Origin of the sequence: Streptomyces californicus (assembly GCF_000717645.1) — a bacterium.
GTDB lineage: Bacteria > Actinomycetota > Actinomycetes > Streptomycetales > Streptomycetaceae > Streptomyces > Streptomyces californicus.
This window is the reverse complement of record NZ_JNZZ01000019.1, coordinates 339,596-358,508: the sequence shown is the minus strand read 5'-3', so window position 1 is coordinate 358,508 and position 18,913 is coordinate 339,596. Positions and strand designations below refer to the sequence as shown.

The window sequence follows — 18,913 nt, the reverse complement described above, 5'->3', positions numbered from 1 at the left end:
TCTGGGGGCGGGGCGGGTGGGGCCGTTGCAGCTGGCTCCGGTGTATCGGGCGCTGCGGAAGGCGTTCGAGGACGGGAAGCATGAGCCGGGGGCTGCGGACTTCTATTACGGGGAGATGGAGATGCGTCGCCATGCCGACGACATACCCCGTGGTGAGCGGGGGTTGTTGACCGCTTACTGGGCGTTGTCCGGTTACGGCCTGCGTGCGTCCCGGGCCTTGGCCTGGCTCGGCACGGCGATGGTCGCGACTGTCGTGCTGCTGATGGCCTTCGGCATCGCGCAGGACACCCCGAAGCAGACCGCGACCGGTACCGTCCCGGCCGGCGGGGGCGAGGTCACCTTCACGATCGACAAGGACGATCCGAAGAACCCCACCGGCGAGCGCTTCACCGGGGAGCGCTTCGAGAAGGCGCTGAACATCACCCTCAACTCCGTCGTCTTCCGCTCCTCCGGTCAAGACCTCACCACCACCGGCACGTACGTCGAGATGACGTCACGACTGACCGAACCCGTCCTGCTGGGCCTGGCCGTCCTCGCCGTCCGCAACCGCGTGAAGCGCTGACCTGGCGGGGCTCACCGGGCCCGGAAGTGCGGGCGGATCGCCGCGCACCCGTAGCCCGTGTCACCCGGGAAAGCAGGAGGAGGCCGGGGAGCGCCAGCAGACCGGCACCCTCGGGCGTGAGAGCGCGGAGCGCTCGGTCCTGGACGCGGAGCGGCCGGGGCACGCCGTGCGGGGTGAGGAGCGCAGCGGATCACCCCGCACGCGGCGGCCCGTCAACCCCCCGGCGCCGCTCCCGGTCTCGGGGAACATCGGTACAGCGGTTGGCGCTGAGATTGATCATGGTCGGCTAGCACGCCGGCCGGTGGCTCCGCTGGGGTTCGCGGAAAGATCGCCGGGCGGGTGCCGGGGCTGGTTACGGTCCGCTCGTGCCTGTGGAGTTTCTAATCGACGCCGCCGTCGCCCAGCTCCGCGCCGAAGGCCACAAACTGGAAGTGGCACCGCCGCGAGATCGTGGACGCCGTCCGCTACGTCGTGGACAACGGGATCAAGTGGCGGGCCATGCCGGCGGACTACCCGCCCTGGCAGACGGTCTACTACCACTTCGCCCGCTGGCACCGCCGCGGTGTCGTCGCCTTCTTACGGGAACAGCTGCGCCGGCAGATCCGTACCGGCCAGGGGCGATGCTCCTGGCCGGTGACGCTGATCGTCGACTCGCAGTCCGTCAAAGGCGCGGAGACCGTCTCCAAGGCCACCCGCGGGTTCGACGCGGCCAAGAGAATCAATGGCCGCAAGAGACACATCGCCGTCGACACCCCCGGCCTACCGGTGATGATCACGGTGACGCCCGCCGACCGTGACTCCGCCCGCGAACTGCTCTGGTGCCTTCGGGTCATGCAACCCCAGATCACGCAGGTCTGGGCCGACTCCGCCTACGCCGGCCAGCTCGTCAACTGGTCCGACGACTTCCTCGGCATGACCCTCAGAACCGTCTCCCGCCCTCGCGGAGCGAAGGGCTTCGTCGTCCTGCCACGACGCTGGAAAGTAGAACGAACACTAGGCTGGATCATGTAGTCGCGGCGCAACGGCCGCGACTACGAACGGCTTCCACAGCATTCAGAAGCGCACCTGGCCTGGGCACTCATCACATTGATGACCCGTAGGATCACGCGCCGAGGCCCTCGCGTCAAATGGTCGAAGAAGCCCTGACCGCCTCTCGGCCCTGCACGCTGTCGACAGCGGCTACTGGCACTACAGCTGTAGATCCACGACCGTGACCTGCGGTGATTCGTTGATGGCGGTGGGCCTTGCGGGCTCGGGCTTGGTGTCGTCGTTGCCAGAGTGACCAGCCGAGGGCGCACATCGACTCTGGTTGTACGCGTGCGAAAGTGTTGAGCAGGAGGAGGGTGCCACGTCACCCGGCATGGTGGTAGACGATCTGCCAGTTGCCGGCGATGACCTTGAGGAGCATGGTCTGGTGCCGTCGGCCGCGCGCTGTCTCGGCCTCGGCGGAGCACAGTGCCTCCCAGCGCCCGGTACCGACGAGCCACTCGACCTCCGACAGTGACACCAATTCGGCCTCGGACACCGTCGCGACGTAGGCTTCCCTGCCGCGGGTCGCGCGCCCCGCCATCCAGAGCCTGACATCACGGTCGACCAACCCAGTGAGGAGTGCACCCGTTCCTTCACGGAGTGCATGCCGGTAGGCGTCGACGAAGGTGACGAGCTCACGAGAGGTCTCCTCGTTCGCGTCAATGGTGATTCGGTCGCCCCGCGCGATCGACCGTAGTGCGATGTCGCACCCGCGCTCAAAGTCCTGGTAGCAGGACGGATCGTCAGAGTGGTTCACAAAGCGTGCTGGCGCAGGGTAGAGGTAGCGGCGGCCCCCGTAGCTGTGTACAAAAAGGTCCATGCCGACAGGCAGGGCAAGGTAGGCAGCCTCATCGAGTGGCTCGAGCTGGTAGGACAGAACGACCTCGCCAACGGCGAAGTCGCGCGCGGCGTAAACGCCGGTGCCAGCAAGGTCACCGGGTCCAAGAGTTACGTCGTCCACAGCGCCATACCCTAGCTAGAAAGCCTTGTAGCAGCGGACCAGGGGCAACGCTGTATACCCCGCCGGTGCGCATACCGCATGATCCCGTCTCGGCATGATCGTAAAACGACCCCATCCGCGCTGAAATCTTCAGACTGGCACCAGCCGGATCTCAAACACTCACTTAGCTTGTCGTTTATGGTCCAGCATCGAACGGTGCCTTTGCGTGAATGTCAGTCCCACGCGTTGAAGAGGACTCCGCCCAACGTGGTGATGCCGTAGAAGCGGACCTCGCGCCACTCGCCCTGCGTGAGTACTGAGGTGTCCACGTCGGAGAGCGGTGTGGCGAGTCGTTCGCTGCTCAGAACCGTGAAGCCCGTGTTGGTGAAGGCGTGAGCCCACGGCGGCGGCGCGAGGAAGTCCTCTCCGTACCAGTCCCGCCGTGTCTTGGCGAAGGCGATCCAGGGGTGGTGAGCGTGGCACAGGACAGTATTCTCGCCCTCGCGTCCGACGACCGTTGCGGCGTGGAAGCTCCGGGGGTACACCCGTTGCTCCACCTCGCCTACTTCGCCTCCGGCGACGCGGGCAGCGGCATACAGAGCGGCGCGGAATGCCGACAGCTCAGTCTCGGGGAGGGGGCCGTCCTTCGGCCGGAAGAAACCTGTCGCCCCCCGCGGCAGCGTGAAGCCGTCGTTCCCCTCGTTGACCATGCCGCTCATTTTGCCTGATGCGAGACACATCAGTGTTTGTAGGTCTTGAGCTGCCGGTTCATCCTGCGCGTCGCGGTTTGGTGCCCACCTTGTGGTGGGCGGGGCGGGCGTAAGCCTCGCCGGTGGCGAGGACTCTGCCGACGTCGTGCCGGGTGGCGGGGCGGCGGTTCTTCGAGCCGGGCGGCCTGCCGGGGCCAGGGCGGGACGGTTTCGGTGCGCCGGCTGGAGAGCCGGTCTTCGCGTGCAGGTTCCTGAACCCTCTGCGGACGCGCGCGGGTGTCAGTTTGTTCGGCTCGGTCGGCTTCTCCCAGGGCCTGCGGAGGTCGGTGACCAGCGGTCGGGCGAGTCGAAGCTGGGCGTATGCGGTGATCACGAGCCAGGTCCACCGGTCGGCCGCTTCCGAGCTGCGAAGCCGGGGCTTGGTCCAGCCGAGGGTTTGCTTGAACAGGCGGAATGTGTGCTCGATGTCGAAACGGCGGAGGAAGGACTGCCAGCAGCGGTCGACGTCCGCTTCAGTGGCGCCGGTGCGCGACCACCACACCAGACCGGCTTGTTGACTCCGCCGCTGGGCAGCTTCTCCACAAGCAGGCGGATGACGGTGCCCTCGATGATGGGCAGCGGGCCGTCGTGGTCGAGCCATGCGGCCCGGCGGGTCAGCCTGGGGTGCAGCCGGTCCCACGCCTGCGCGGTTGCCTTCCCGTAGAGCCGGGTGTCCGTGACGGTCACGGCCTGTTCGGTGCCCCAGGTTGTGGGTTCGCCGAAGACGAACTCGCCGCCGTGTTTGGGCGGTCGGCCGCCCTTGGGGTGGGCCAGGTGGAACTCTTCGCGGGAAGGGGTCGGACGCCGCATCACGCGATCGGACCGGAGCCGGCCGAGGATCTCGAGGGACAGCCCGGCCAGCAGGTGGGCGATGCGCGGGGCGTCGTATCCGGCGTCCAGCACGACCAGGATCTCCGGGTCGCCCGGCTTCCACTGGCCGGCGGCGACCAGCCGCTCGACCACCTCACGGATCTGTGCGGTGGTCACTGCGGCGACGTCGGCGCCGGGCTGAAGGCGGACCGCGTCCAGCACCACCGTCCAGGAAGTGCGGCCGGTCTCCAGCGCGGCCACCACCGAGTATGGCCAGCCGGGCACCATCTGGTGCTTGCCCTCGCCCCGCCCGAAGGTATGGCAAAAGGCTCGGTCGGCACACGTGTTGGCGTCCGGCCGCAGCCACGGCGAGACATCCACCGCCAGCACGAGCCGACCGTCCGCCGCCCTCGGCAACGGCACCCCGGCCAGGGCATGACGCAGCCGGGCTATGTCGATCCGACCCTGGTTGAGCCCTGCGTAGAGAGCCCCGTGCCCACGGCGGTGTTCGGGCGCGAGCGCGAGATCAACCAGCGTCCGGACCGGCCCGTCCGTGCACAGCAGCGCGTCCACACAACTCGAACAAGGCATCGCCCCGCGCGGTCAGGCACGCGTATAGCTCCGACCGGAAGTGTGAGGTGGCCCGCGCAGCTGAGGGGCTGTACTCGACGGTCGACCCGGCTGCCGGGCTCACCGCCGACGACGTGGCCGCGCTGCGGGAGTGGGTGCGGGAGATGGACGCATTGCCGACCCCGGCCCCGGTGGTGCCGCGCCGCTGCCGCGACTGCGGGGACCGGGGCACGGTCGTCACGGTCGTCGTGAGCGGCGGACGCCGCGTCGACCGCGTCCACGAGGCGTGCGGCTCCTGCTGCGAGTGCTACTGCCCATCCCCCACCGACGACAGCGACCGCTTCCAGCCGTGCGGGGACCTGATGCGCCAGCAGTGCCCCGAATGCCGCTGCTGCCTGGTCCGCGTGGGCTGCCACTGCGAGGAGTAGGCAGGAGGGAAGAGACGGTGAGGGGGCCCACGCCACAGCGTGGGCCCCCTCACGTTCCGCGCGGGGTGGTAGCTCAGCTCCTCCGCGCGTTGTCGGCGGCGCGCCAGGCTCCCTGGAATCAGGCCGGATATCTCAACCTCGCTGGACACTCCCGGGGTTGGAGGTGAACACAACCACATCGAGTCAATGTCGCGAAACAACATCCGGGTGGCCGGGTAGAGTTGCTGTCACATCGGGTGGTCGAGCCGGTGCACGAATGCCATTCGCGTGCATGGTGCATTGGATAGATACACCCGACGTCAGGAGAAATACGCAATGAGCGGGACGCGCAATCCCGAAGGCGGTACGCCGGAAGGGCAGCCCGATCCGGCGCAGTCCGGAGCGGAGCCGCAGGACCCGGCCAACAGGCCGGAGAGCGTGGGCAGGAGCTTCCTCGTGGGGCTGGCCGAGGGCGCAGGGCGGGTTGTGGGAAGCACACTCGCGAGCGTCGTCATCATCGGCCTGGTCACCGGAGGAGTGATCGCCATACAGCAGGAAAGCCCCGGCCGGGTCGGCGGGGCTCTCTGCACCCTCCTGTAGCAAAAAATGAGAGCCGTCCGGGCAGGTTAGCGCCAACGACCGGGCGGTTTTCTCATGCCCGGTGGCGGGTTTCCCGGGCTGCTAGGTTCGAGTCCACCGTGTGGACCCGCACCTTTGCATGATGGCCAAGGGTAGCAAACCCTGTGTCACATCAGGTTCCCTACCGGTTTATCGAGCAGAAGCTTTTGACGTTTGGCCATCGAAACATCGAACTATCCGGCTACTCGGCTATCGGTCTATCCGGGGTCAGCCGCGCCCGCTCAGTGGCGAGCGGGGCCGATCGCAGCGTCCATCGGGCGGCACGGGCCGGGGGTCAGGGGGTCACTGCGTGCCGGGTGCCGCGTTGTCAGCGGAGAGCTTCACCAACCATTCCTCGTACGCGGACAGATAGTCATCAGCCACGGGGCGCGCCTGGGTGAGCGCTTCCGCACTCGGCTCGGTGTGGTCGGTCCCGAGTGCGCCGGCCGTGGTGCAGTAGAGGCCGCGCGCGATGAGGTCGAGGAGAGTCTCCCGCTCCTGCGCCGCCTGCTCGCGGGTTGTGATCGGGTCGGGTGAGACGTGCACGGGTGCCTCCTGGCTATGCGTCGGTGGTCGTGAGGGCGGTGACGACGTCGCCGGGCGGCGGGGTGATGCCCCCGGCGAGGTAGCGCACGCTCCCGCCCTCCGAGGGGGGAACGGCGCCCTTGGTGATGGGGTGGCGGCGGGAGGACGCGGTGCGCCACCCGTACCGCTCGTCCCAGACCAGGGCGGGGACCGGGGCCTGGTCGCCGTCGAGGACGAGCGCGGCCACCACCCGGTCGTCCCCGGGGAGGTGGACGTCGGGCGCGGCCTGCTCCGTGGTCCAGCCGGCCCGGTGGAGGGCGGCGGCGACGTCGGCCAGGTACGGGGCGGCCTGGCGGGCGCGCAGGAGGGTGGTGGCCCGTGCGGTGGCGCGGCGGGTCTGGGCGGCCGGGTAGCCGAGGTGTGCGGCGGCCTCGGCGGGGGTCAGGGTCGGGTGAGCTGCGATGTGGTCGGCGATGCGGCCGGCGCGCAGCCGGGTAAGGGCGTCCTGTCCGGTGTTGCGGTGGACGCCGAGGCGGGCGGTGACGGTGGCGGCGCTGATGGCGGGGTCGGCGTCCAGCAGCTCGGCCACGCGCGCGGCCACCTGGTCGCGTGGGACCTGGTCCCCCGTGCTCTTGGGCCGGCCGGGCTTGGGCGCGGCGTCGCCGGGGCGGTCTGCCTGGTACGCCTTCACCGCGTGGCGGGGCCAGTGCTCGACCCCGCCCGCCTCGATGCGGGCGGCGGTGAGGGCGGGGTCGCGCTTGTAGACGTCCCAGGACCGGGGGCTGACCCCGAGCAGCGCCGCGCACTCGCGGCGGTCCAGGAGGTCGGAGTCGTCCTCGACCTCCGGCTGCGGGAGCGGGGGGACCGGCTTGCCCTGGAGGTAGGCGTCGACCTGCTCGCCGTCGTACAGCCGCGTACGGGAGCCCTCCGAGCTGATCGGAGCGGGGAAACCCGGGGCCTGGTAGGGCTTGAGGCGGGTGTAGTGGTCGATGCCTACGCCCTGCTGCGCGGCGAGATCCGCCAGGGTGCGCACGAGGTGCTGTCGGCCTGCTCTGATCACGGGGGTACTCCTCGAAGGCTCTGTGTCGAAAAACGGTAACGGCCCAGTCGGGGCCCGGGGGGCGGTACGCTGCGGGCGGGCCCCGTCAGGGGTTGCGTTGGCCGGCACCCTTGCCACCCGTCTCACCCCGTGGACGGACCGGGTGCCGGCCTCTTGTGTCCCGGGCCGGTCCGCCCCCGGCAACTCCCTTGCCGGGGGCGGACCCTCCAGAGGGCGGGTCAAGCGGACCAGCCGATCGAGGACACATAGCTGTACCCGTCGTAGTCCGAGCCGATCAGGTCCAGGATCTCGTCCCACACCGCGTCCAGCTCGTCCAGGTCGTCATCCATCCACGCGTCCACGGCCCGGTCCCACACCCCCCGGACGCTGATGCTGCGGTGGGCGAGATCCCGCTTGTACTTCTGCTCCACCCCACGCTGATCGACGGGGTTGATCTCCACCCGCGTCCCCCGCCCGTTGTTGTTGAGCCGCGCTTTCAGATCCGCGGCGACGTTGCGGCGGCGCAGGTCCCAGTACGCGGCGTCCAATCGCGCGAGGTTGGCCTTGTTCGGGGTGCGCTCCTCCGCCAGCCACGCCATCAGGGTGCGCGGGGCGACGTGAATCCCGGCCCGGTCCATCGCCTCATATCCCGCGTCGCTCTTGGTGAGGTAGTTCAGGCGGGCGGCGAGACCGCGCTCACTGTCCACGGGCGAGCTGATGCCGCGCACCATGCCCTCCATGGCGATCCCGAGGGCTTCGCCCCCGGGTGCGCCGTCCGCGCCGTACTTCCCGAAGTCCTTCCACCGTCCGGCCATCAGCCGCCCACCTTCCCGACCAGGTACTCACCGGACGCCTTGCCGTCACCGGTCTTGATCTTCATCTCGGAAACTCCCCGGCCTTCGGTGAACACCTGCCGCCAGTCCCCGGTGACGTGCAGCTCGTCGGTGTGCTTGAGCGCGACGACGTCCAGCCCGGCCTGGTGGGCCTTGTAGGCGCGGCCGCAGTGCAGCGCGAACGCCTGAGAGTGGATCAGGTGCATCCAGTCGGGGCGGACCATCTCGCGGTTGTGGACCGACTCGCCCATGGTGGAGACGAACTTGCTGTACATGGATTTGACGTACTCCAGCGTCAGCCGGTCCCCGGCGGCGATCGCCTCCGCGCGGGCGGCCACCAGTAGCTTGCGCAGGGCGTCGAGGAAGTTTTCGGTCGCGCCGGACGTCCAGGACTCGTGGACGGTCGGGGCCTCGGTGAGGGCCCACTTCGGGCCGGACAGGCGCAGCAGCAGGCGCAGGGTGGCGTCGGTGATCCAGAGGGCGCCGGGGGTGTCGCGGTCCCCGAGGGGGTCGGGGAGGTGGGGATGGGTCCAGGGGGCCGGGGTGATCAGGTGGACCCCGCTGCGCTTCGGGCCGACGCCGTCCATGCCCGTGGTGTGCTCCAGCCGCCCGATCGGCAGCCAGACCTTGAGTGCGGACAGGTAGGCGGCGTTGACGTCGAGGGCGGTGACCTTGACGTCCTTCTGGGCGGCGCGCATCGAATAGGCGGGGTTGGTGTAGGCGGGGCGTGCCTCCCAGATCTGGTCCGGCTCCTGCTTCGAGGGCTTGTGCAGGACGTCGGGCAGCGCCGGATAGGCCGTGTACTCGTACCTGGCCGTGGACCTGGTCTCGCTGAAGAGATGCATGACGTCGGGGATCGCCCGCTTCACCAACGCGGCCAGCGCGGCGTCCTCGTCCCCGCCAGCGCGCACGGCCTCCTCCCGAGGCGGGAACCGGCAGCTCAAACGCGCCATGTTCCTCTCCGCCTTCGCCTGCATGAACGCCGACCCAGCCTCCCGCGCCTACTACGACAAGCAACGAGCCCGCGGCAAACCCACATCCAGGCACTCCTCCGGATCGCCCGCCAACGCATCAGCGTCCTGTTCGCCATGCTCCGCGACGGCACCTTCTACGAATCCCGCATGCCCGCGGGCGTCGAGCTCGCCGCATAACCCCAGCAACCCCGAACCCGACACAAGCGCCTTGACGAAAGACATAGAGGCACCCCGACAACACTCATGACCCCGACCAGCAAACCGGTCTCCGCGGCCGGCAGCCCCACGAAGTCGAGCATCGCGTCCACCTCATGGAACACGGAGTACCGCGACAGCGAAGCACAGTCCCTGCCTGCGGGAACATCGCGGATCCCGGCAACCTCATCGCCCACCCTCACGCCCGACAGCATGCCGCCGAGCCCCGCCCTCGCACCCTGCGAGAGCTTGATCTCGATCACCTTGACAAGCTCTCCCCCGCCCACGGACGCGAGCTTGCCCAGGTGAACGCCACGCCCTCATCACAACAGCCGGAATGCGACGTGCCCCTCCGGAAGACGAGATCCCCGCCGTTGAGGTGGTAGAGCGACAGGCCGCCCTCGGCGGTGTTCTGCATCGCCCCGGCCGGCGCCGCGCCCTTGGTGAACGCCGTGACGGCCGCGCCAGGCAGCGGGCCGAAGCTCATCGGCGGCATATGCATGACGCTCGGCGGGCGGAACACCTTTACGCGGCCGCACAGCCCGCCAACCGCCTTGGCCGCGGGCGCTCGTCACCTTGTCCGCAGGCCTTCCCCGAGGGGCTCAGACAGTGATCATGGCCGGCGACTCCGTCCGTACCCCACGGCGCACTCTGCCTCAGGCGGTGGGTGACAGGGTCTCCACCGCGCACTCCGCCGCCGCGCGCCACACCTCGGCGGCGAGTTCCAGCATCTGGGTGCGCTGCACCTCGGCGGCCAGCTCGTTCAGGCGCGCAACCGCGTGGAGGTCGCCGGCGCGGGCGGCGAGCATCTCCTGGAGCGTGCGGAAACGGATCCGGTCGCGGTACGTGAGGAGCTGGAGGCCCTCCTCGGCCTCGGCCACGAACGCGGCGGCGCGGTCGGAGTCGCCGCTCTGGAAAGCCAGTTGGGCCTGGAGGAAGAGGAACTCCTGGCGGTGTCGCGGCGGTCCCGCGAAATCCAGGACCGGCTCGACGGCGGTGAGGAGAGCCTGCGCCCGTTCCAGCCTCGGCGGCAGGCTCTGGAGACAGAGCGAGGCCGCTCCCAGCCGCAGCCGCATCCAGAGGGTGATGTCCTCCCGGCTGTCCAGGGCGTCGATCGCCTTGTCGAGGTAGCGGCGCGCCTCCTCGGAGTCACCCTGGCGGGTACTCACCGTCGCGGCGGTCCAGTAGGCCTCGGCGGTGAGGGCGCCACGCTCGGCCGGCAAAGCGTCGAGGATGTCGAGGACGATCCGCGTCGCCTCGGCGACGTTGCCGAGCTCGGTCTCCGCGGAGACGAGGAGCAGCCGGCTGCGGAGCAGGTCGGCGGCGGGCACGCGGACGCGGTGGCGTTCGCCCAGCTCCAGGGCCTCGCGGACGGCCCGGCGGGCGAGCTCCACGTCGCCGCGGTTGCGGGCGCAGCGGGCGACCCGCTGACGCGTGTAGACCTGGAGGGCGGGGCGGGCGAGCTCCCTGCTCAGTACGTCCAGCGTCTCCAGCACCTCGCACTCCTCGAGGAACTCGCCGCGCGAGGCATGGAGTTGAGCGAGGAGGGCGAGGGCCTGCCAGCGGGTCGTGGGGTCCACGTCCGTGGCCCGCGCGAGGGCGTCGACGAGCAGGTCGCGCGTCTCGGCGTCACGCTCACCGTCGGATCGCGAGGCCAGGGTGGCGACGACGTCCACGAGGTCGTCCTCGGTGCGCTCCGCGAAGATCTCCACGGGGATGCCGAGACGCTCCGCGAGGTAGTCGACGGCGCGCTGGGTGGGGAAACGGGCGCCCGACTCGAGGCGGGAGAGGTACGCCGCTGACATGCCAGGCCCGGTCAACTCCGCCTGGGTCTTTCCCTGTTGCAGTCTCAGTTGGCGCAAGCGCCGCCCAAAGCCAGGTTGCTCCAGCATTACGACCACTGCCTTCGAGGATGTTTCGCCCGACGCCCCCGACACATGCTTCGGGGACCACTTTAGCCCCCGAAGCATTATGACAAACGTTGACTGCGGTTGGCAACCGAGCCTCAACCCTTGACCCGCAGACGGCCGAAAATCAACGGGAAAGCTACGGCCAGTCGATGGTGACGGTGTCGCCGGCAAGAACGCGCGCCTCTTCCCCACCCGCAGATCCCACACCCGCGATCAGCAGCGCGGAGAAAAGGAGAGCGGCTATACGCGCGACTACGGTCTTCTTCACGAGAATTCCTTTGCTTGACCTCGCCTGTCGCCCTCACCGGGCGTGCGCCAATCTATCCGGACGGGCGGACCCTTGGCAAGGCTTGACAAAACTGTCAACTTCCTCCGCCGCTGTCGGGGTACAGATGCTTCTCGTACTCCGCGCCGTACCTGCGCTCAAGAGACTCCAGGGACGCCTCGGTCCACTCGGTGTCCCGCGCGATCCGCGCACGTGAGGGCACCGCGTCGGGGTCCCAGGAGTCCGGATCCCACAGCCTCGCCCGCATGAACGATTTGGCGCAGTGGAAGTAGGCCTCCTCCACGGACACCACGAGCGCCAGCTTCGGCCGGTTGCCCCTGACGACCATGTCGTCGAAGAAGGGGGCCGACCGCACCAGCCGCGCGCGCCCGTTGACCCGGAGGGTGTCGCCCCGGCCGGGAATCAGAAAAATCAATCCCACCCGGGGATTTCGCAGCACATTCCGCCAGGTGTCGAGCCGGCGGTTTCCGGGACGGTCGGGAACGGCCAGCGTGCGGTCGTCCAGAACGTGCACGAATCCCGGTGGATCACCGCGCGGGGAGACGTCGCACGTACCGTCCTGCGACGCGGACGCGATCAGGCAGAAAGGCGATCCGCCGATCCACGCCTTCTCGTTTTCCCGGAGAACCGGGGACGCCTTGGCGAACACGACCGAATTCACCGGGCCCACCAGTTCCCGCAGTTCTTCCTCGCTGGTGACCTCCTCGTACTCCACGCCGCCCGCCACGCGTCACTCGGCCGGATCGGGCGTGGTGGTGACCCGGATGGCCGCGCAGGCCTTCTCGCACAGCGCCACCGCGGCATCGGCGTCCGGAGCCACCGCGATCACCTGTCCGAGCCGGTCCCAGCTCGACCGGATCGGCTGGACCACGCTGCCCGGCTCCACCGGCAGGTCCACGTCGACCACCCCGTCGAGCGCCAGGGCACCGTCCACCCCCTCGACCGCGGTCACCCTCCCCGGCTCGGCCGCCAGGAAGCGGGTGGCCGCCGCCTGCCGCACGGCAGGCCGGCCCTCCAGGGTCGGCAGGTCGCCTCCCGGCCAGGCCACGGTGTACCGCTCGATGTCGAAGCCGGTCGCCTCCTCCACGAGGTCCCTGATGCGGTCGCCGCCCGGCCGGTTGTGCGACTCGATCACCCGCGGGCCGCGCTCCGACAGCCGCACCTCCGTGTGGCTGGGGCCGCTCCCCACCCCGACCGCGTCGAGGAACTCGGTCACGCACGCGACGACCGCCTCCTCGTCCGCCGGCCCGATCCGGGCCGGAACGACGTGCCCGAGCTCCACGAAGTTGTCGTACGTCAGCTTCTCGGTGACGGCCACCACGACATGGCGCCCCTCGAACGTGAACGCCTCCACACTGAGCTCCTGGCCGGAGATGTACTCCTCCATGAGGAACCGCTCCAGCGGGAAGAACCGCGCGAACTGGTGGTCCGAGTGGCGCAGCCGGGTGATCGTCTCCCACACCTCGTCCAACTGATCATCGGACTCGACCAGTTGGAGTCCGAGGCTGCCGATGCCGTCGACCGGCTTGACGATGAACGGGTAGCCGTGGCGTGCGCCGAAGGCGGTCAGGCTCTCCCGGTCCCCGACCTCCTCCGCGGCGACCGACACCGTCGGGGCGGCGGCGGCCAGGTGGCGGCGCATGCTCAGCTTGTCCCGCAGCAGGTGGGCCACCTCGTGGGAGACCCCGCCCAGGTCCAGCAGGTCGCTGATCCGGCCGGCGGGCTCGACGCCCGCCTCCGTCGTGGTGACCACGCTCGTGAACCCGTACGCTCGGTGCGCGGCGGCCACCAGCGGCTCCGTCACGGTCCAGTCGGTGTAGTCGACGAGCAGCGCCGCGTCCACCAGGGAGGCGTGCTCGGGGGTGAACTGGCCCGGCTGCTGGAGGTAGACGACGCCGAGGCCCTGCTCCTTCGCCTTGCGGACGTTCTCGATCCTGCCGCCGACAATCAGCACGCGCTGTTCGGACATGACGCTCCTTGCACTCCTTGACAGGGGACGGGGGAAGTTCTGCGGTGCGGCCCTCGCGGCCGGAGGATCAGACGGTTTCCAGGTGGGCGCCGGGGTCGTCGGTGAGGTCGACCACGGCGCCGTTCACGAGCTCGGCCGCCAGCGCGCGCAGCGCGTCCGGGGTGGCGCAGTCCAGGACCGCCCACGCGAGCCGGTCCCCCGAGTCCTCGGCGGGGCGCACGGGCGCGCCCGGCGCGAGGCGGGCGTCGTACCGGGCCACGTCCGGCCGGTCCGCCCAGCCGGACAGGTCGAGCGCGGCGAGCGTTCCGCTGCCCGGGGACGAGAGGAAGAGACTGCCTGCCGAGCGCACCGGGTGGTGGCCGTCCGGGACGGCCGGTTCCTCGCCGAGGGCGAGGAGCAGCAGGGCGCCGAAGACGTCGAAGCGGTGGGCGCGCCCCACGAGTTCCATGATGTGGTCGCCCGGCGTACGGACCGCCACCTCCATGATCACCGGCTCGCCGTCGGCGACCGCCCGGAACTCCAGGTGGGCGACGCCGGTCACCATGCCGAGGGCGGCCACCACCCCGCGGCACAGCTCCTCCGCCGCCTTGCGGAGCACGGGACGGTCGGTGCCGTAGCCGGCCTCGTGGAGCAGTTCCACGAAGTGAGGGGGGCCGGTGGTCTCTTTGCGGGTCAGGTTGGTGAACAGCACCCGGCCCCGGTGGACCAGGGCCTCCACGCTGTACTCCTGGCCCTCGACGTACCGCTCGACGAGGAGCGGGCCCTCGGTGTCGCGGCGGGCGACGGCGTCGGCCCAGTCGGCCGGGGTGCCGACCCGCTCGACGCCCTGGCTGCCCTGCGAGGAGACCGGCTTCACGACGACGGGGAGCCGCTCCAGGGCCCAGTCGGTGGCCTCGGAGAGCCGCCGGGTGTGGCGGTGGGCCGGCTGGGGCAGCCCGGTACGGCCGAACTCGGCACGCTGGAGAGCCTTGTTGCGGGAGACGGTCGCCGCGTCGAGGCCGGGGCCCGGCAGGCCGAGCCGGTGCTGGACCATGGCCGTGGCCAGGACGTGCGGTTCGGCGAAGCCGAGGACGGCGTCCGGGCGCAGCCGGGCCGCCAGGGTCGTCGCGGGCGCCAGCCAGCTCTCGTCGCGGGCCGCGGCGGACTCGTCGACGGGCTCGAAGTCCACGAGGCACGGGAAGCGGTCCGCGAGCACCGCGCGGCGGGTCGGGGTCTCCACGACGCCGACCCGGAGTCCCAGGGCCTGGGCCGCGTGCAGATACCCCTCGGCCATCACCCCGGCGCCGACCAGGAGAACCGTGCGCGGCCGATCGGCCGCCGGCCGCGTGCCGTCCGTGCGCCGCTGATCGTCTGCCATCGTTCCTGCTCTCAATCTGTCGTCTACGAGGGGGAGTTCAGCCGAGGGTCGGAAGCGCCGGGCAGTGCGCGTCCAGTGCCGCCGCGCACAGCAGCCGTTCGAGGGCGTCCAGGCGCCGTTCGGCCCACTCCGGCGGGTGGACGGCGGTGTCGACCTGGAGGAGCAGGCGGATGCCGGAGGCGTCCACGTCGGCGCTGAGGTAGTGGCTCGCCCGCCACGGGTCGGCCTCGGTCCACCGCGTCACGGAGCGGGGCGCGGCGGCGGCGAGTTCCCCGGCGGTCGTCGGGCGGACGGGCAACGCGGTGGAGCGCGGCCGGTAGTTGAGGGCGGGCGTCGCGTCGAGCCGTACGCCCCGCTCCCGCGCCACGGTGGCGAGCAGTGCGGCCAGTTCGTCGGGCGGGGCGCCGCCCGCCCGGAAGGCGCGCAGGGAGGCGGCGGCGGTCCTGCGGACGAGCTCCCCGAAGGTCGCGCCTGCCGTGTCCACGCAGCAGGGCACGGGCTGGGACAGGGGCAGGACGGCGGCGGCGGTCTCGGGCCGCAGCCGGTTCGCCGAGATCAGGTGCACGGCGCCGTACCGGGTCTCGCCCGTGCCGTCCACGTGCGGTACGGGTCCGGTCCCGGCCGCGTCGAGGGCGACGAGAGCGGCCGCGAGGACCGTGGCGGGCGACTCCCCGGTGCGCGCGGCGACCGCGCCGGCGGCGAGGTCGAGGGCGGGGGACGTACGGTGCAGGAACCGGTGGCGGGGCGAGGGCCGCGGCCGCGTGTCCGGTGCCGGGTTCACGGCGGCCGGCATGCGGCGGTACGCCTCCTCGGCGTGGCGCAGGGCACGGCCCGCCGCCTTCCGTCCGGCGGGGGACGCCTCCGCCGCCGCCTGTTCGCGCGGTCCTCGCGCGACCGTGCCGGCGGCGGCGGGCGCGGCGGCGCGGGCCACCGGGTCGGCCTCGGCGATCCGCTCGACGAGGTGCTCGGAGACCGGGACGAGCGCGTAGGCGTCGACCGCGACATGGCTGAACGCCAGGGCCAGGTAGCGCGGGTGGCCGTCCTCGGTGACGAGCGCCGCGCGCAGCGGCCAGCACTCCGTCACGTCGAGCGGCGGGGTGACCAGCCCGTCGAGGACCGTTCGGGCGTGGTCGTCGGCGGCGCCGGCGGGGGCCTCGTGGACGGCGAGGTGCAGGGCGCCCCGGGCGTGCACCCGTTGGCGTACCGTGCCCGCCGGGTCCCGGACGACTCGGGTGCGCAGCACCTCGTACCGTACGAGCAGTTCGCTCAGGGCGGTGACGGTGCCGGCCTCGGTGGTCCCGGGGCGGAGCCGGTAGAGGCGGGGCACGTTGAGGCCCCGCCCGTGGGCCCTGGCGGCGTCGACCTCCGCGAGGTAGTACCGCTGGCTCCAGGTCAGCGGCGCCTCGGACGCGTCACCGTCCGCCGGGCCCGCCCCGTCCACGTGCTCCCGCGCGGTGTCGGGGGCGAGGAACGGTACGGGGACGGTGCGGGCCGGGAACGGGGGCGCCGCCGGGGAGGGGGCGGGGCGGGACACGGTGCTACGCCTCCGCGTCGGTCTCGGAGAGGGGCGACCAGGTGAAGGTGAGCGTGTCGCCGGCCTTGTGGGCGCGGGCGAGTGCCTGGTCGCGGTCGGCGCCCTCGGTGATGATCCAGGCGGCGCGGTCGCGGTTGGAGCCGTTCGCCCGGTAGTCGATACCGGCCTGGACGCCGGGGCGCAGGTGCACCTCGCGGACGCCGTCGAGGGCCAGCGCCTCCTCCACGCCGTCGATCGCGTCGAGGTGACCGCTCGACTTGAGCATCAGGAAGTGGATGGCGGCGGTGCGGTCGGCGGTGAGCGTCAGGTCGGGGGCGCCGCCGAGCAGCGCGGTCATGTGGAGGCGGCACATGTCGACGCCGCTGGCGATGCGCACGGCCTCGGGGATGCGGTCGCCGGCGATCCGGCCGTTGACCTCGATGACCCGCGCGTCCTTGCCGTCGGCGGTGAGCTTGAGCTCGACGTGGGACGGGCCCCAGGTGATGCCGACGGCCTTGACGGCGAGTTCGGCCTTCTCGACGAGCAGGCGCTCCTGCTCGCCGGGGAGGGCGGCGGGGAAGACGTGGCCCATCTCCAGGAAGAGGGGCGGCTCGCTGCCGATCTTCTCGGTGAGGCCGAGGACCTTTCCGTGCACGATCTCCGCGGAGTACTCGGCGCCGAGGACGCACTCCTCGACGATCACCTTCGGGGTGACCTCGTGGCCGAGGTACTCGCCGAGGCCCATGACCTCGGCGGTGATGGCGGTGACGTCCTCCGCGTTCTCGCAGCGGCGGACGAAGAGGCTGCCGGTGAGGTCGAGCGGCTTGACGACGACGGGGTAGCCGATCGCGTCTGCGGCGGCCGCGGCCTCCTCCGGGGACTCGGCCACCCGGAAGAGGGGGTTGAGGCCGGGCACGGGGGCCATCGCCTCGCGCATGGCGGACTTGGAGCGGCAGATGGCGACGGCCTCGGGGGCGGGTCCCGCCAGGCCGAGGCGGGCGGCGACGCGGGCGCCCATGTCGCAGTAGTACTCGTAGACGGAGGTGACGCCGACGACCTCGCCGCGGGTCGCGAGGTCGTCGCAGAAGGCGACGATCGCGTCGGCGGAGTCGACGTCGCAGGCGTGGATGGCGACGCCCAGTTCGGCGTAGTCGTGGAGCAGCGAGGGGTGGAGGTGGGCGGGGTCGGCGGCCAGGATGAGGGGCGTGATTCCCTGCTCCAGGAGGAAGCGGGCGCAGTCCTGGCCGGCGCCGGTCCACGGGGAGTCGATGAACACTACGTAGCGGGGGGACACGGGGTACTCCATTCGGTTGCTTCGGTCTGCTCGGTTCTTCGCTGTTCCCGGAAGGCGGGGAGCGTCTCAGGCGCGTGCGGGGGCGTCGTCCTGCGACGGGGAGTCCGCGGGCGGTGCGGGGAGGTCGCGCAGGGGGCGCAGCCGGGAGAGGACCAGCCACAGGACGCCCGCGCTCATGCCGGCGCCGCCGATGAGGAGGGCGCCTCGGATCCCGAGCCACTCCCCCAGGGCTCCGCCGGTGATCGAGCCGAGCGGCAGGATTCCCCAGACGAGGAAGCGGACGCTGGCGTTCATCCGGCCCAGGAGCTCCGGGGGGCACAGCTGCTGCCGGATGCTGACCTGGCCGACGTTGTAGACGACGATGCCGAAGCTCATGGCGAACCAGGGGCCCGCGAACAGGGCGACCGTCCAGCCGCTCCCGGCGAACGGGATGAGCAGCGCGGTGGGCACGGTCAGGAGGTACGAGACCCACATCGCGCGGACCTGTCCGAACCGGCGGGCCAGCCGGCCGGCGAAGGAGGCGCCGAGCACGCCGCCGACGCCGCTGACGGCCATGAGGAGGCCGACGGCGGTGCCGGAGAGCCCCATCTCGTCGACGAGCAGCAGCATCACGAGCGGCAGGGAGACCGCGTAGAAGAAGTTGTACGTCGCCGCCGAGCCGGTGATGGCGCGGAAGACCGGATCGCGGAGGACGAACCGGAGGCCCTCGCTGATCTCGGCTCTGATGTGGCGCCGCTCGCCGCGCTCGGGGACCGCCTCGGGGGTGCGGATCCGGGAGAGCAGGACGGCGGACACCACGTGGGTGGCGGCCTGGACGGAGACGGTCGCGACGGCGCCGGCCAGTTGGACGAGGCCGCCGCCGAGGGTCGGCCCGGCGAGCCGCGAGACCGCGTTGGTGCTCTCCAGCCGGGCGTTGCCCTCGACGAGGTTCTCCCGGCCGACGACGACGGGGATGTACGACTGGTAGGCGATCTCGAAGAACGCGGTGGCGAGGCCGACGAGCAGGGTCACCGCGAGCAGGCCCGCGAAGGTGACCAGGTCGAAGACGAAGCCGAGGACGATCGCCGCCATCAGGGCGGCCCGCAGCAGGTCGCACACGATGAGGATCGGCCGGCGGCGCGACCGGTCCACGTACACGCCGGCGGGGAGGCCGACGAGGAGGAAGGCGATCGTCTGCGCGGCCTGGAGCAGCCCCATCTGGAACGGGGTGGCGGCGAGGGTTCCGGCCGCGAGGAGCGGGATGGCGACCCGGGTCATGTTGGTGCCGACCATGCTGACCGTCTGCGCGCCCCAGAACAGCCGGAAATCGGGGTTCTTCAGGAGGCTCATGCGC

18 protein-coding genes and 4 pseudogenes are annotated in these 18,913 nt (G+C 71.0%); 5 read left to right on the top strand and 17 right to left on the bottom strand.

Going from position 1 to position 18,913, the window contains the following annotated elements:
* The coding region (locus IF19_RS0125630) for a hypothetical protein (protein ID WP_078625097.1) at window positions 1-562 on the top strand (562 nt) is incomplete at its 5' end.
* A gap of 420 nt (window positions 563-982) precedes the next feature.
* Window positions 983-1,573, top strand: a pseudogene (locus tag IF19_RS01000000134995) (IS5 family transposase); the annotation flags it as partial.
* Between the two features lie 340 nt (window positions 1,574-1,913).
* Here the strand turns inward: IF19_RS01000000134995 and IF19_RS0125620 are convergent.
* The 3 genes and pseudogenes from IF19_RS0125620 to IF19_RS01000000134990 form a co-directional block, all read right to left on the bottom strand.
* Window positions 1,914-2,552, bottom strand: coding sequence for an SET domain-containing protein-lysine N-methyltransferase (locus tag IF19_RS0125620; protein ID WP_030116077.1), 639 nt, complete (start codon window positions 2,550-2,552; stop codon window positions 1,914-1,916).
* A gap of 212 nt (window positions 2,553-2,764) precedes the next feature.
* Window positions 2,765-3,241 (bottom strand): hypothetical protein, encoded by a 477-nt coding sequence (locus IF19_RS0125615; RefSeq protein WP_317992220.1) that lies wholly within the window; start codon window positions 3,239-3,241, stop codon window positions 2,765-2,767.
* Between the two features lie 58 nt (window positions 3,242-3,299).
* Window positions 3,300-4,697, bottom strand: a pseudogene (locus tag IF19_RS01000000134990) (NF041680 family putative transposase).
* A gap of 31 nt (window positions 4,698-4,728) precedes the next feature.
* Here IF19_RS01000000134990 and IF19_RS0125605 point away from each other — a divergent pair.
* Both IF19_RS0125605 and IF19_RS0125600 read left to right on the top strand, forming a co-directional pair.
* Complete coding sequence (locus IF19_RS0125605) at window positions 4,729-5,088, top strand: hypothetical protein (protein WP_030121099.1); 360 nt, start codon at window positions 4,729-4,731, stop codon at window positions 5,086-5,088.
* A 315-nt stretch (window positions 5,089-5,403) separates the two neighbouring features.
* Window positions 5,404-5,667: a hypothetical protein gene (locus tag IF19_RS0125600; RefSeq protein ID WP_030116079.1), complete on the top strand. Its 264-nt coding sequence runs from the start codon at window positions 5,404-5,406 to the stop codon at window positions 5,665-5,667.
* 321 nt (window positions 5,668-5,988) lie between these two features.
* Here the strand turns inward: IF19_RS0125600 and IF19_RS0125595 are convergent, their stop codons facing one another.
* The 4 genes and pseudogenes from IF19_RS0125595 to IF19_RS0125580 form a co-directional block, all read right to left on the bottom strand.
* Window positions 5,989-6,231 (bottom strand): hypothetical protein, encoded by a 243-nt coding sequence (locus IF19_RS0125595; protein ID WP_030116080.1) that lies wholly within the window; start codon window positions 6,229-6,231, stop codon window positions 5,989-5,991.
* A gap of 13 nt (window positions 6,232-6,244) precedes the next feature.
* Complete coding sequence (locus tag IF19_RS1000000138725; protein WP_032747923.1) at window positions 6,245-7,270, bottom strand: DUF6292 family protein; 1,026 nt, start codon at window positions 7,268-7,270, stop codon at window positions 6,245-6,247.
* A 218-nt stretch (window positions 7,271-7,488) separates the two neighbouring features.
* Window positions 7,489-8,064, bottom strand: a complete 576-nt coding sequence (locus IF19_RS0125585) for a hypothetical protein (RefSeq protein WP_030116082.1) — start codon at window positions 8,062-8,064, stop codon at window positions 7,489-7,491.
* Window positions 8,064-8,999 (bottom strand): annotated as a pseudogene (locus IF19_RS0125580) (DNA-binding protein); the annotation flags it as partial. The pseudogene IF19_RS0125580 and the gene IF19_RS0125585, both read right to left, overlap by 1 nt.
* Between IF19_RS0125580 and IF19_RS1000000136465 the strand changes: the two are divergent.
* Window positions 8,959-9,233 (top strand): annotated as a pseudogene (locus tag IF19_RS1000000136465) (IS110-like element IS110 family transposase); the annotation flags it as partial. The pseudogenes IF19_RS0125580 and IF19_RS1000000136465 overlap by 41 nt on opposite strands.
* Here IF19_RS1000000136465 and IF19_RS1000000138835 read toward each other — a convergent pair.
* The 10 genes from IF19_RS1000000138835 to IF19_RS0125525 all read right to left on the bottom strand — a co-directional run bounded on the left by IF19_RS1000000138835 (window position 9,191) and on the right by IF19_RS0125525 (window position 18,909).
* On the bottom strand, window positions 9,191-9,466 hold the full coding sequence (locus IF19_RS1000000138835; RefSeq protein WP_324605233.1) for a hypothetical protein: 276 nt from the start codon (window positions 9,464-9,466) through the stop codon (window positions 9,191-9,193). The pseudogene IF19_RS1000000136465 and the gene IF19_RS1000000138835 sit on opposite strands and share 43 nt — an antisense overlap.
* 44 nt (window positions 9,467-9,510) lie before the next feature.
* On the bottom strand, window positions 9,511-9,747 hold the full coding sequence (locus IF19_RS1000000138830) for a glutamate synthase-related protein (RefSeq protein ID WP_324605232.1): 237 nt from the start codon (window positions 9,745-9,747) through the stop codon (window positions 9,511-9,513).
* A 160-nt stretch (window positions 9,748-9,907) separates the two neighbouring features.
* On the bottom strand, window positions 9,908-11,143 hold the full coding sequence (locus IF19_RS0125565) for a helix-turn-helix domain-containing protein (RefSeq protein ID WP_032747921.1): 1,236 nt from the start codon (window positions 11,141-11,143) through the stop codon (window positions 9,908-9,910).
* A 154-nt stretch (window positions 11,144-11,297) separates the two neighbouring features.
* Complete coding sequence (locus IF19_RS1000000138720) at window positions 11,298-11,429, bottom strand: hypothetical protein (protein ID WP_256438854.1); 132 nt, start codon at window positions 11,427-11,429, stop codon at window positions 11,298-11,300.
* Between the two features lie 94 nt (window positions 11,430-11,523).
* Complete coding sequence (locus tag IF19_RS0125555) at window positions 11,524-12,162, bottom strand: pyridoxamine 5'-phosphate oxidase family protein (protein WP_030116088.1); 639 nt, start codon at window positions 12,160-12,162, stop codon at window positions 11,524-11,526.
* A 15-nt stretch (window positions 12,163-12,177) separates the two neighbouring features.
* Window positions 12,178-13,416 carry an ATP-grasp domain-containing protein gene (locus tag IF19_RS0125550; RefSeq protein WP_032747919.1) on the bottom strand — a complete coding sequence of 413 codons (1,239 nt, stop codon included), beginning with the start codon at window positions 13,414-13,416 and terminating at the stop codon, window positions 12,178-12,180.
* A gap of 67 nt (window positions 13,417-13,483) precedes the next feature.
* A complete protein-coding gene (locus tag IF19_RS0125540; RefSeq protein ID WP_050493927.1) occupies window positions 13,484-14,773 on the bottom strand; it encodes an ATP-grasp domain-containing protein in 1,290 nt (429 codons plus the stop codon).
* 37 nt (window positions 14,774-14,810) lie between these two features.
* Window positions 14,811-16,307 carry a condensation domain-containing protein gene (locus IF19_RS01000000134980; RefSeq protein WP_032747918.1) on the bottom strand — a complete coding sequence of 499 codons (1,497 nt, stop codon included), beginning with the start codon at window positions 16,305-16,307 and terminating at the stop codon, window positions 14,811-14,813.
* 4 nt (window positions 16,308-16,311) lie between these two features.
* Window positions 16,312-17,580: an ATP-grasp domain-containing protein gene (locus IF19_RS0125530; protein ID WP_136975146.1), complete on the bottom strand. Its 1,269-nt coding sequence runs from the start codon at window positions 17,578-17,580 to the stop codon at window positions 16,312-16,314.
* Between the two features lie 66 nt (window positions 17,581-17,646).
* Window positions 17,647-18,909, bottom strand: a complete 1,263-nt coding sequence (locus tag IF19_RS0125525) for an MFS transporter (RefSeq protein ID WP_030116095.1) — start codon at window positions 18,907-18,909, stop codon at window positions 17,647-17,649.
* Window positions 18,910-18,913: the final 4 nt, after the last annotated feature.